The organism is Leptospira kmetyi serovar Malaysia str. Bejo-Iso9, from assembly GCF_000243735.2.
GTDB lineage: Bacteria > Spirochaetota > Leptospiria > Leptospirales > Leptospiraceae > Leptospira > Leptospira kmetyi.
Map to the genome: position 1 here is coordinate 2,522,515 of NZ_AHMP02000003.1, position 13,719 is coordinate 2,536,233.

The 13,719-nt window shown below is 43.6% G+C and carries 7 protein-coding genes; 3 read left to right on the top strand and 4 right to left on the bottom strand.

Translation table 11 applies throughout. From position 1 onward, the window contains the following. Nucleotides 1-16 precede the first annotated feature (16 nt). Nucleotides 17-1,003, bottom strand: a complete 987-nt coding sequence (locus LEP1GSC052_RS14290; RefSeq protein WP_010573571.1) for a phenylacetate--CoA ligase family protein — start codon at nucleotides 1,001-1,003, stop codon at nucleotides 17-19. Between the two features lie 265 nt (nucleotides 1,004-1,268). On the opposite strand from LEP1GSC052_RS14290, the gene LEP1GSC052_RS20745 reads away from it, so the two are divergent. Together LEP1GSC052_RS20745 and LEP1GSC052_RS14300 are read left to right on the top strand one after the other, a co-directional pair. Next, on the top strand, nucleotides 1,269-4,145 hold the full coding sequence (locus LEP1GSC052_RS20745; RefSeq protein WP_010573570.1) for a SpoIIE family protein phosphatase: 2,877 nt from the start codon (nucleotides 1,269-1,271) through the stop codon (nucleotides 4,143-4,145). Beyond that, a complete protein-coding gene (locus LEP1GSC052_RS14300; protein WP_010573569.1) occupies nucleotides 4,135-5,757 on the top strand; it encodes an N-acyl amino acid synthase FeeM domain-containing protein in 1,623 nt (540 codons plus the stop codon). The genes LEP1GSC052_RS20745 and LEP1GSC052_RS14300 overlap by 11 nt, the downstream gene beginning before the upstream one ends. Here the strand turns inward: LEP1GSC052_RS14300 and LEP1GSC052_RS14305 are convergent. Then, nucleotides 5,754-6,689 (bottom strand): alpha/beta hydrolase, encoded by a 936-nt coding sequence (locus LEP1GSC052_RS14305; protein ID WP_020986174.1) that lies wholly within the window; start codon nucleotides 6,687-6,689, stop codon nucleotides 5,754-5,756. The two genes, LEP1GSC052_RS14300 and LEP1GSC052_RS14305, sit on opposite strands and share 4 nt — an antisense overlap. A gap of 275 nt (nucleotides 6,690-6,964) precedes the next feature. On the opposite strand from LEP1GSC052_RS14305, the gene LEP1GSC052_RS21010 reads away from it, so the two are divergent. After that, the gene (locus LEP1GSC052_RS21010; RefSeq protein ID WP_020985615.1) at nucleotides 6,965-9,313 is read left to right on the top strand and encodes a dual specificity protein phosphatase family protein; all 2,349 of its coding nucleotides are present in this window, start codon (nucleotides 6,965-6,967) and stop codon (nucleotides 9,311-9,313) included. A 25-nt stretch (nucleotides 9,314-9,338) separates the two neighbouring features. Here the strand turns inward: LEP1GSC052_RS21010 and LEP1GSC052_RS14320 are convergent, their stop codons facing one another. Together LEP1GSC052_RS14320 and LEP1GSC052_RS14325 are read right to left on the bottom strand one after the other, a co-directional pair. Then, nucleotides 9,339-11,477 (bottom strand): adenylate/guanylate cyclase domain-containing protein, encoded by a 2,139-nt coding sequence (locus LEP1GSC052_RS14320; RefSeq protein WP_020986000.1) that lies wholly within the window; start codon nucleotides 11,475-11,477, stop codon nucleotides 9,339-9,341. Between the two features lie 79 nt (nucleotides 11,478-11,556). Further along, on the bottom strand, nucleotides 11,557-13,671 hold the full coding sequence (locus LEP1GSC052_RS14325) for an adenylate/guanylate cyclase domain-containing protein (RefSeq protein ID WP_010573565.1): 2,115 nt from the start codon (nucleotides 13,669-13,671) through the stop codon (nucleotides 11,557-11,559). Nucleotides 13,672-13,719 lie beyond the last annotated feature (48 nt).

Below are 13,719 nucleotides of genomic sequence, written 5' to 3' on the forward strand. Positions count from 1 at the left end.
GCGCATGGAACGGTCCTTAAACCAAAACGGGCAGTTTATTAGAAGGATGAATCCGATTCAGTTTTTGTTTCAAGAGAGAATAGGTTTTCCCCTTAATCGCATAGGAACCTATGTCCGAGGAAGAATCTCCCGAATAAAAAACCTGCGCTTGTTGCGTGTCGATCTGAACGTTGGTCAAACCCAAGTTAAGAAGCTGTTCCACTTCTTCCCTATATTCGAACGAACGATCCCCTCTTCTTCTTACGTCCGTGATCTTTCCGTTTTTGCAAAATACGTCGTCTCCCATATCGTAGAACTTTCCGATCGGAAACAAAAGATCGGGGAAATTATCTTGAACGATCAAAGGATGCCATCCGTCGACTTCCATAGGAATCTGAAACGCAAACCTTTCCTTCTGCAAAACGTAAAAGGATTCGTCCTCCGCGTTTTTAAACGTTCTTAACGCAACGGCGGGCATTTCGGTGGAACCGTATTGTTCGATCAGAAAGATACCCGGAAATCTCTGAAAGATTTTCTTAATATCTGAGAAATAAATTCTTTCCCCGCCGAGTTTGATCCCTTTCAGATTGGAAAGGGAAACGGATGAATCGTCGATCAACTCTCGAATCACGCTCGGATAACAGGAGATGACGTGCGGATTAAAACCGTCTAACTGATTCACTTCGTCGAGTTGAAACGATCTCATCGAAATCGCTCCCATCTGCAGTTTCACCGCCGCTTCCGTATGAGAAATCCCGCCGAACAAAGCGATTCTTTCGGGATACGCCTGATAGAATTCGACATAAGGTCGAATGACCCTCTTTGCTATGTCCGCAACGTCCGATTTCGACCTTGGAATCAACAAAGGTTCCGATGTGCTTCCGCTCGAAGCCTGAATGATTACGTCCTCTCCGATCGGTTTCTTTTGAAGAAACAAGTCGATCTCTTGTTCCGTAAGTTTTCCCTTCTTAAGAATTTCCAAATATTCTTTTTTTAGATAATCCTTTCCTACATACTCGTTCATTTTCACCTTCTTTTATCAAATGACATTGTTTAATTTTTGCGGCGCATTAAAATTACGATATTAGCTTATACGATATTCCTAATTTCCAATATAAAAGACTGATAAACTAATGATCGCTATGCGCATCGGCTTCTTTTCATTTCGTCCGTTCTATAATAATCAAATTTCAACGGGGAAATTAATTTACCGTTTGACTCTATTATTTCAACTCCATTTAATATCCCTTCAGAATTTTTCACGCTTTTGATTCGAAAAGGGATTTACAATGACGAATTTTCTCCAGCTCAATTATTACTCGATCGGTTACATCTCCGGAACGATTTTCTCCGCGTTCCTCTTGGTTTACCTCTTGAGCTTAAAGGGAAAGTCGAAACAAACCTGGTTGTTAGTCGGTTACTTCCTTTTTGCATTGATCCTCAACGTTGGCTTCGTAATGAGAACGTCTCTTTTTACTCAGGACGTTGCAAAACCCGCCAGCTTTCTTATCGCTCTTTATACTTGTTTCTCGAATTTGGTTCTTCTTTCGTTTATCTATTCATTTCCTAAGAATAGAAACAGAAAGGAATCCTACGTTTTCTTTTTTATTTTGGCGGCGTTGGGAATCTACGGATATCTCTATTATATATTACAAAATCTTAATTCGGAAGTTTTTTACAACTTCGACACGCAACTTTTCGAATTTCAAACGCCGCAGTCCACGGCGCCGATGGGTTTGATCCACTTCCTCACCTTTCTTTGGATTCTTACCGTTATCATCCGTAAGACGATCAGCGAAGAAAGAGAATTCAGAAGAACGGAAAACAACTCGGATACGAAATTCCTTCATCTGTTAAGTCCGAACGCGAGAATGCTCCGTTCCTTCGGTTGGGCAGTCGTTTTACACACTTGTTTTTCCGCGGTCTACGTTTTGTACGCGGCCAATAAGATTTCCTTCGCCGATTTTCAGCTCATTCTTACTTCTGCTACGAGCCTTCAGCTCTTCATCTATACGGTCATTTATCTGAACAATTCTCCCCAACCTTCCTCGTTTATGGTTAAGATCGTGGGGGTCACGTTAGTCACCACTTTGACGATTCTCAGCGTTGTTTCAAGAATCACGTTCAGAATCAACGAAACCTATTTTGACGAAGCGCGAAACATAGAAATCGAAACCATCATCAAGAACATTAGCAAATTAGATAAATCTGTTATTCCGGACAATGTTTTATACGTTTCTTCCAGGCCGAAAAGCGACGGTTTGTTCGCCACCGGCTTTCGAGTGGAACATAAAAAACTCAACGCGATCCAATCCAAACTTCTGTTTCAAAGCGAAGCGGCGGAAATGGGGAAATATCTTAAAAAGATTCAAAACAAGGTTTTGTCCTCGAAAAACGAATGGAAGGACTACTACGGGATCGAGGAGAATTCTTCCGTATCCGTTTCCAATCGCATGTACCGCTCCTTAAAACTCGCAAACGGAGAAACGATCCTTCTCGTTCGTTATCTGTTTAAAAGCGGGGATTCCATCTACGAAGTCGCTTATCCGTATTCTTCCTATATGGAAATGGTTCACTCCATCGTTTTGAAGATGGCGACATTGATCGTATTCACCGCGTTGTTGATTCTATTATTATTTCCTTATCTATTCCACGGAGGATTGATCCGTCCTTTGATGTCTCTTTTGAGCGGAGTAAAGGAAGTCAACGAAGGTCAATACGAGGTTTCGGTTCCTGTGCAAGCCGAGGATGAGATCGGTTTCTTATCCAGATCCTTCAATCACATGGTGGCTTCGATTCGTTCCGCTCAGGAAAAACTGAAGGACTACGCTGAAACCTTGGAAGAGAAAGTCGTGGAAAGAACGCACGAACTCCAACAAAGTTTGGAGAAGGTTCAGGAACTCAAAACAAAACAGGACGCGGATTATTATCTCACTTCTCTTTTGATTCAACCTCTCGGTCAGAACAAATCCACTTCGGAAAACGTGTTCGTCGAATTCTTAACCGAACAAAAAAAGAAATTCCAATTCAAACGTTGGGCTTCCGAAATCGGAGGGGATCTTTGTGTTTCGAGTAAGATCACTCTCAAAGGAAAAAGTTATTCAGTCATTCTCAACGGAGACGCGATGGGTAAGTCCATGCAAGGAGCGGGCGGCGCGTTGGTTCTCGGCTCCGTGTTCGAAGCGATCTTGGAACGTTCCAGAAATTCCTTCGACGTGATGAATCTTTTTCCCGAACGCTGGTTAAAGAACACTTTTATAGAACTTCATAATATATTCACGAGCTTTGACGGAACGATGCTCGTTTCCGTTTTCGTCTGTCTTCTCGACGAAGAATCCGGTCTTCTATATTATATGAACGCGGAACATCCGCTTCCCGCCTATTACAGAGACGGGGTCGCGAACTTTCTTCCTCATCGTTTCTTTTACAGAAAACTCGGAATGCCGATCAATATGGAAACGAGTCTTCACATCAACACGTTTCAGTTTCAACCGAACGACGTGTTATTGATCGGTTCTGACGGAAGGGACGATATTCTCATCCAAGACGAATCCGGTACGAACATGAACGAAAACGAGGAACTCTTTTTGAAATGTGTGGAAAGAGCGAACGGAAATCTTCAAGAGATCGTAAAGCAGATCAAAAACGCGGGGGAAGTGACGGACGATATTTCCCTGATCCGAGTCGAATACAGATTGAACAAAGCGGCCGAACTCGTAGAGTCCGAAGAAATCAACAAGGCTTACAAAAAAGCGCATCAGGAATTCAAACAGAAAAACTACGACGATACGATTCCCCTTCTCGAGGAGATTCTCGCAAAAGATCCGATCTATCAAAGAAGCAGAAAAATTCTCAAACTTCTCACCAACGCCTATATTCAAAAAAAGCAATATCAAAAAGCGGCGGAAATCGCCCTTCATTACAGCAACACGAGTCCGGAGGATTCAGATTGTCTCTTTATTCTTTCCAAGTGTTATAAGAATTCGGGAAACATCAAGAACGCCACAGACTTCGGAGAAAGACTCAGACTCAGAAACCCGGAACATAAGCAAAATCTAATACATTTATCCGAAATATATCAGACCGCGGGCGACGTCAGCCGCGCTACGATGTTGATCAACGAGGCCAAATATTATGAGAATAACGGAAACCACAGTGAACAGTGAAGACACCTTAATTTCGAATATTAAAAAAGTAAAACAATACGCCCCTTCCACCGAAAGAAGGGAACACGGCCGTATCGACGTTCGTATGGGCGGGGATATCATTCTTTTCGCTTCGCATCCGAACTGGAAGGAAACGAAAGAATTTAAGGTCTTGGATTATTCTTCCCTGGGTCTCGGAATCGAAAGTCTGGATCAAGATTTGAATCTTTCGAACGAAGAACTGAAGGAAAACATTTCGATCCAGGTGGACTTCAGACTTTCGCCCAAGGACACGAACCCGTATAACTTCATCTGTCGGGTCGCAAACAAATCGCAAAAGGATACCCAACCGGTTCGATTGGGATTGCATCGGATCTTAGGTTCCGAGGATATGTTCGGCGATAAGGCTGAAAGTCTTATGGAAATTTCGGATCAGATCCCGCTCTTCGGATTGATGGATCATCCGTTTCTATACGATCAGACTTCTCTGATCAAAGTAAAAAGAATCTCCAAAAAACAATTCCTGATCGAAAACTACGATCAATCTCTGGCGATCTTTCCATCCATGGAAATCGTTTTCAGCTTGAATCTATTCACGGGCAACGAACCGATCCACGCCAAAGTCGAAGCGGTTCGTCCGATCGCGGGGGGAATCAGCTTTTTGGCGAACATCGATTTTCTTTCGGAGAACACCGAAAAGGCGATCGTGCGCTATTTTCTTCGATTGATCGACATCGGTCCGTTCGCTCTTAGAAAAATCGGATTCAATACCGCTAATATAAAAAACATCATGACGTATCGCTTCGTCAAGTCCCAGCAGGAATACGTGGAAGTTTTGAAGTTAAGAAAACTTGCATATTCCGCGGTTAAAAAATTGAGCAAGGAAGCGGATCTATCGGACGTTTCCCACTGGTATGATCCGAACTGCAGAATCATCACCGCTTGGCATCACAATCGTCTGATCGGAAGCGCAAACGTATTCTTTGCGAACGGAGAAGACATTCCTTTCGAACTGCAAAGACATATCAAACCGGAAGAATTCAAAAAACTTCCCAACCCGAAGGACATGATCGAAGTCGTGGGTTTGTGTATGCACCACGATTATCGTAAAAGCGATATTCTCATGGGAATTTTCGAAAGAATCTTTCACGTTTTGATCACCACGAACAAATCGTATATCATTGCGGCTTCCGATCCTTATCTATGGAAAGTGTACGAACCATTGGGTTTCGAAAAAACGGGAATCAAATATACTCTTCATAAAACGAGAGAATTGGTTTTGGACGTAATCATGGTTCATAGAAGAGTGGGAACGTACGGAGGTCTGAAACTGGATCCGATGCGTTGGAACGAACTCTATCGAGACATGTCGCGTTATTTGGACGGTCAAGGGGCGTTGCCGAAGACGATGGGTTATAAGATTCTTTCTCCGATCTATAAAACCTATATCGAATACGCGAAGTTCTTGGACAATTCTCATCAGATGATTAAACAAACCCAACAGGGAATCATCCAATCCGGGATCGTTCAAAAAGTATTGGATTACGAAATCATAAAACGATTTATCGACAACTATCAGAGCCAACAATCCGAAAACGGAAAAAACAATTCGGATTCGGATCGGAACTCTTAACGTTCGATCAGATTGTAAAAAGGCGCGATCCTGTAACGAATGATGAAGGAGCGAATGATCCGTTCGTATTCTTTCGGATTTCTGTTCCAATTTTCGCTGTGTTTCGCATTCCACGTTGTTAGGTGAATTTCCTTTTCCTTTACGGACAACTTGGAGAAGATCCGTTCCGAATGAGAAGGCAAGGTCGCAACGTCCGCAGCCGAGTGCATCAACAAGGTCGGAGTTTTTATATCTTCCGCAAAATATTCCGGAGAAGAATCCTTTAGATCCGCACCCGATCGAACCGACGCGAGCCATATCGCGGAAGGCAACATCGTTAAGATCAAAGAAGAATATTGAACGACCGCCCTTTCTCGAAACACGACGGTGGCTTTGCTGTAAGAGGAATCCGCAAGAAGAAAGGAGAATCTTTCCCCGGACTTCGCAAGAGCAAGCAATGAAATCGCCGCTCCCATGGATTGCCCCGCAATCGCGATCTCCGAGGATTTCAATCCGGTTCTGTTTTTAAACCACTGTATGATTTCGAGAAGATCGTCCTTTTCGTAATAACCGTATGTCGAAGATTCTCCCGTACTCAAACCGTGATATCGTACGTCGTAAACCAACGACGAACATCCCAAACGATAAAAGAACTGCGCGTATTTGAGAACGGCGTAACGAGTTACCGTATAACCGTGCGTAATCACGGAGCCGCAACGGTTCTTATGTTTCGGTTCGAACAACCAAGCTTTGATCGTAACTTGTTTTAAAGGAATGGTTACTTCGGTCGGATTGTCGTATAAACCGAATTTGGCGAGAGAAGCGATGTTCTGTTCTTTTTTATCCTCTTCTAAGGTTTTCTTCTTAAAATGAATGATCTGATCCGAGAAATAAAACACTGCAAGTGCATAAGAAACGGAAATTAAACTTAAAATTAGAACAAATCGTTTCATAGATAGGCTACCATTCGAAAAATGTAATCTAAGGAAATCGAGTCGTCAGTCAATCTATTATTGCTTATGAAATGAACAAAATGACAAAAAAAAGTTTTTTATCTAACAAACGGACTAAAAAAACATATTTAAGTAGGAATCGTTAATTTGAATATTATTCTATTTTGATACGTTTTCTTTTTCAAAAGAGGAACGAACATCCGATAAAACGGATTGCTTTTTTCGTTTTTTAGATACCGTTTTTTACCCGATCTATCGATTGTTTTTAAAAACTCATGCATCTTCCCAAAGCGATTCTTTTCACCCAATGTCTTCAAAACGATTTTACCGCTCTCATTGAAAAATACGATCCGCTTCCGAACGCACTGCACGTAGGTTATCAGGAAGCCAAACGTCTTTTAGGCGAGATGGTCGAGTACGGTCCGATTCATTCTTTGATAGAATGGGCTTATTCGGTGGATAAAAAAGATCTTTGGATCGTTCATATACGAGACTGGCACGATCTTTCCGATTCTTCCCAAAAGGAACATCTCGCTCAGTTCGGTTCTCATTGTATCAAAAACACGAAAGGCGCCGAGTTTGTTTTCGAATCGTGGATCGGAAATCAAAAGGACAGACACGAAATCGTAAACGCTTCCGGTTTGAACGATTTCGTGGACACTTCCTTGGAGGAAATCCTAAAACCGTTAAAAGGACATACGATCAAGGTCGGACTTACGGGTGTTTGGACCGAAGCGAAGATTCAATTTCTTGCATACGATCTGAGAACCCGTTATCCCGAATGGGAGTTGGCGATCTGCCCCGCCCTCACCGCTTCCTCGTCGATCGGAATGCACTTTATCGCATTGGATCAGATGCGCGAAATCTTAGGAGTGAAAATTTTTCCTTCCATAGGAGCGTTCACTTCCTTTTTGAGCGGGACCGTTCCCAACTTGGAAAAAAGAATCACACATTCTAGAATTTCGACGGATCATTTTCGTTACGACGATTCATACAAGATCGGAGATACGGACGAAAAACTTCTTCTGTATCTTTTCCGCGATTGTAAAGACGTGGAGTTCCGTTGTTTGGACGGAGGATTTTCGGGCAACGTCGTATTAAAATCCAAGTCCGTGGATCATATCGGTCACAATCAGGTTCCTTCCGTGATTAAGATCGGACCGAGGGATTTGATCGCCAAAGAAAGGATCTCCTTTGAAAGAATCGAAGAAGTTTTAGGAAACAACGCGCCTTCCATCGTGGACTTCGCCGAACTGGAAGCGAGGGGCGCGATCAAATACCGCTACGCCGCGATGCTCGAAGGAAACGTAAGAACGTTTCAAAAAACGTTCGAGAACTCGGAGAACGTCTCCGAACTCAACTCCATATCGGATGTGGTATTCTTAAAACAACTCGGAAAATTATACGAAGCCGCCTCCCAAGAGAAGTTAAACTTATTAGAATATTATGATTTTCAATCAAAGTATGCGCCGGGCGTCCGCAGAAGAACCGAAGCCATTCTCGGGAAACCGGCCGAAGGCGACACGATCGAAATCGAACCCGGCGTTGTTGTCCGAAACGTCTGTAAGTTTTACGAAGAGGATTTAATCTCTCTCAAAGAATACGCGGCCGTGGCTCATTATACTTCCTATGTTCACGGGGATTTAAACGGAGCCAACATCATACTGGACGCGCAGAACAACGTATGGTTGATCGATTTTTTCCACACTCACAAAGGACATATTCTCAGGGATCTGATCAAACTCGAAAACGATATCCTGTTCATCTTCACGAAAATCCAAAACGCGGAAGAATGGAGAGAAGCGATTCTACTCAGCGACGAACTGATGAAAGTCCCCGACTTAGGAGTTCCCCTTCCCGAAACTTCCAAAAGAATTTGGAAACATCCAAAGATCGCAAAAGCGTATTCCGTGATCGCACATCTTCGTTCTTTTTATCCTTCCTTGATAAGAATGGATCGCGATCCGTATCAGTTACACGCGGGCGCGCTTCGGTACGCCATGCATACTCTTTCTTTCGACGAATCGAACGAGTGGCAAAAAAAATGGGCCTTGTATCACGGAAGTCTTTGTATAGAAGGAATCCGGGAATACATTCAAAGATCGAAAACGCTTCGGATCGATTATCTCAAAACGGAACAACACAATCGGGAACTTTCCAGGATCGGTCTCACCATTCTTCCGGGAAGAAAGGATCGGGATCGAAACTTGGAAGAGGATATAACCACGATTCAAAAAGAAGGAATCACTCATATACTTTGTCTGTTGACCGAAAACGAATTTTCGGAATACGGAGTTAAGGATCTCAAACATCAATACGAAAGACACGGATTGAACGTCTATCATTGTCCGGTCTTGGATCAAACCGCGCCCGTGTTCGATCAGGCGATCCCCGCTTTGCAATGGATGGACAAAGCCATCTCACAAAACGGAAAGGTACTCATACACTGCGTGGGAGGTTTGGGAAGATCGGGAACGCTGGCGGCCGCGTATACGATCTGGAAGGAAAAACTCGACGCAAAGGAAGCGATTTCCTTAGTGCGGGAATCCCGAAGCGAACGAGCGATCGAATCCAGGATTCAGGAAGAATTTCTGGCGGACTTCGAAATCAAAGTAAAAAATTAGAATATTCTAATTTTAGAATATTCAATCAATCGCCGAGGACCGTCACTCCCTGCCAGTTTTCGGGAACCCCGAATCTGCAGTTGTGAACGGATTTTTCCAGATAAACTCGCGCGGCTTGATCGGCACGGTTTTTTTCCAAGATCCTGTTGAAAACGACGCAGGCTTCTTCGAAATGTTTTTCCCGGAACAAAAGAATTCCTCTTTCGAATTCCTCGCGTGTGTTCATGTAAGAATCGATCAAAGATTCGGAAAGTCCGTTGAACACTTCCAAAACCGTATAAACGCTTCTTTGATCACGGATCTGAACCCGGTCCACGACGCGATAATAGTATTTCGAAGAATTTGTTAAGCGAAATAGAGTGGAGTCCGTTATCAGCAGGGAAGAATCGTACATTCTCGATAACTGACCGATCTTAAACGCGACGTTCACCGAAGAGGAGATGACCGTACTTTCCATTCTTTCCGCTTCGCCGATCGTTCCGAGTAGAATCGGCCCTGTATGAATTCCGCTTCCGGAACGAACCGGATCTTTTCCTTTTGCGATTCTTTCCCGATTGAACTCTCTCAGAATTCTTTGGATTTCAACTGCGCTTTCCAAAGCCTTTTCCGGCTCGGGCGGAAACAACGCAAGAAACGCTTCCCCGAAATACTTGTCGATAAACCCGTCGCGCTCCCGAATCGTGGGCCCGACTTTTCCGAGAAAGGAATTGATGAACTCGAAATTCTCCTTTCCGTCCATCTGTTCCGCGAATTCGGAAAAGGTGCGGATCTCGTTGTAGAGAAGACTCATCTCCTCTTCCGCGATGTCCCCGAGTTTAATATCGAGAATATCATGTTTATTTAATATTTTAAGAAGTTCCCTCGGAACGAAAAGTCCGTAAGAAGAATTCACCTTTTTTAAACTTTCTGACATATCCTCGACCGCGTCGAAGGCCAAAGAATATCGTTTCGCCAAAAGAAACGCTTCGGAAAAGATAAGCGCGATCAGACCGAACGGGGCGAGAATGAACGTCGGAATGATTCTTTTGTTGTAGAAGATGTCCTGACTGTACGCGAGAAAAATCGCTGACATACCGATCATAATAGCGATCGCACCCGGCTTTTTTCGGATTAACGCAAGCATTAATACGAAGAAACCGACGGCAAAACAAAGGAACGTAAAAACGTAATAGTATTCGATCGTTCCCGTAAATAAAACCGGATCCTGCGAAACCACGACCAAGGAAAAGATCGAAGCGATAAAAACGACCGCGTAGTGAAGTTCCTTTCTCATTTCGTCCGGGAACAAAGCGCGCAAAAACGCGGTGGTGATCGGAGGAATCAGATAAAAACTCAAATACACGATTCTCATATGAACGTGATAGGAAACGTCCGGGAAAATCACCTGAATCAGATTCTGCCCCGTGCTGATCTCCCTAAAACAAAAAACGAAACAAAGAGTTCCGAAGTATAAAAGAGCCGCGTCCTTCTTTCTCAAAAAATAAAGAGTGAAATGATACAAGGCCATCGCGACCAAGAACCCGAGAAGAAAAACGTCCACCGTCATTCTTTTTTCCCGAAGACGAATGATCTGATCTTCGTTTCCCAAAATCAATCGCGCGGTCAAACCCCCGCGTGCGTGATAAAAATTGGAGATCGGAATTCGTATTAAAAATTCTTTTTTTTGAATTTGAAACGGAAGAATCTTCACGTTCCATTCCGGAGTCGATGTGTCTGCGGTTTTTCCCGGAGCTCCGTGCGCGCCGATTTTATTTCCGTCGATCCAAACTTCGTATGCGGTTTCCGAAGTCTCCGCTAAGATCGCAAGACTCTGCGGCTTTTTATTTTCGGGAAGAATCACTTTCAAAAAATACGTTGCGATTCCGGTTCCCGGATAATTCTTTCCTTCCGATTCTTGAATTCGCGTCCAAGCCTTGGGAACGGGCATGATCCTGTTTTTTTCGGGTTCGATATCCGGGCTTTCAACAAATTCTTGCCAACGAAAAGTCCAATCGCCTTGTAAAGCGACCGGGCCGTATTCTTCGAAATTCCAAGAGGAAAGATCGATCACGCCGGAAGACGCGGAGATATGAGGACGCTCCGATTCCGACGCGCAATGATTTAAAACAAAAAAGAGTCCGAGAAGAACAAACACTCGTCTTTGAAAAAAACTTTCTGAAGTCATGGAGTCTTTCTCGATTCTCTTCCTCGAACTTCGAGTCGGTCAAGTTGAATATTCGACCCGATGAGGGGCGGGATTTTTTCTAAACGTCCAAAACCGTAATGCCGTCCCAATTATTCGGAGAACCGAATCGACAATAATGAATCGACTTTTCAAGATACCAGCGCGCGGGTTGATCCATTTTGTTTCTTTCCAAAACCCGATTGAAGATCACGCAGGCTTCCTCGAAATTTCTTTGTCTGAAGTTCGCGATCCCGCGTTCAAACTCTTCTTTCGTGTCCATAAACTGATCGAGAAGCGATTCGGATTGTCCATTAAAAACTTCTAAAATCGTTACGACCGAGTTATGACCTTTCAGTTGAATCCGATCGACGACTCGCATGGAATATTTTTCCGGATTCTCCAGACCGAATAAAACGTGATCCGTAATCAGAATGGAAGAATCGAACAATCTGCAGAGTTGTCCGACTCGAGTCGCTAAAGTAACGGACGGTGAAATCACCGCGCCTTCCATACGTTCCTTTTCTCCGATCGTCCCGAGAAGAATCGGTCCTTTGTGAAGACCCGTGCCGACTCGAACGGCTTCCTTACCTTTGCCGATCCGATTCATATTAATTTCTTTTAATATGTTTTGGATTTCGACCGCGCTTTCCAACGCGTCCTCCGCTTTTTGGGAGAATAGTGACAAAAACGCGTCTCCGAAATATTTATCGATAAATCCGTTCTTATCGCGGATCAAAGGCCCGACCTTGCCCAGATAAGAATTGATGAATTCGAAATTCTCCTTTGCGGAAGCCTGATCTCCGAGGAACTGCGCGGTCCGAATCTCGTTGTAAAGAATGGTCATTTCCTCTTCGGCGACGTCTCCGAGTTTCACGTCGATAAAACTATGTTCGTTCAGGATTTTCAAAAATTCTCTCGGAACAAAAAGCCCGTAAGAAGTGTTCGTTTTGTTAAGCGACTTCGTGAGATCCACGATCGCGCCGAACGCCTGAGAATAGCGGTTTGCAAGAAGATAAGCCTGTGAAAAGACCATCGCCAACAAACCGATGGGGGAAAAATAACCCGTGTTGACGATTCTTTTGTTGTAAAGAGTGTCTTGAAGAACGACCGCGAAGAACACGAGCAAACCGCTCAACAGAAGGACCGCGCCGCTTCTTTTTTTAAGAATGGCAGTTACAAGAATATAAAACCCGTAAAAGAAAACCACAAACGTAAAGAGATAATACGCGTCGATCGTTCCCGTAAAAAACGCGGGCGGAGTTATCGCCACGATCGCTGAGGACAAACCTCCAATCATTAGAATTCCGTAATATAAATAAGAATTGAATTCCGCGGGAAATAAAGAACGGAAAAACGCGGCAAAAACCGGAACCGTCAAGTAGAACGAAAGATAAACGATCTTAGAATGAACGGAATAATCCAGACCCGGAACCAGGATCTGAACCAGATTCTCCCCCGTACTCATGGCCCTAAAACAATAAATAAAACATAATATACCGAAATAGAGAACCGACTTCTCCTCTTGTCTCAGAAAAAACAAAGTCAGGTGATACAAGGCCATGATCGCAAGACTTCCGAAAACGAAAACCTCCAAGGTCAGTCTTTTTTCACGGATGGACTGGATCGAAGAACTTTTACCGATGAAAAATTTTCCGGTAAGACCTCCGCGTGCATGATGAAAATTGGATATTAGAATTTTAAGAACCGGTTCTTTGTCCGTATTGTAGAACGAAAAAATCTTTTTGTTCCACTCCGGTCTGGAAGTTTCCGCGTTGATTCCCACGTTTCCGACTTCGCCGAGTTTTTTCGAATTCAGATAAATTTCGTATGCGGTTTCGGAAATATCGGTTTGAAGCGCGAGCTCCTGATTCAAATAAGAATCGGGCAAACGGATCTTTAAAAAGTAAGTCGCATAACCCGTTGAAGTGTATTTTTTTTCCAGAGAATCGGGAAGTTTGATCCAAGCTTTCGGTACGGTTGCAAAGTCCGAATCGGAAGGCCAGGCTTCGGAGGAAAAATTCTTCCATAAGAATTTGAATTCTCCTTCGAGAAGAGCGGGTCCGTTTTTTTCAAAATCCCATTCGGTTAAATCCAAAACTCCGCGTTCGGCTTTCGGAAACAGAGTCGGCGACAGCCAATCGCAGGATAAAAAAAGTAAACAACATAGGCAGACGGAAAATCGCACAAAGCTCATAATCGGATACCGAAAAAGTTCTTTCGAGTTATACGAAATTATGCTTTG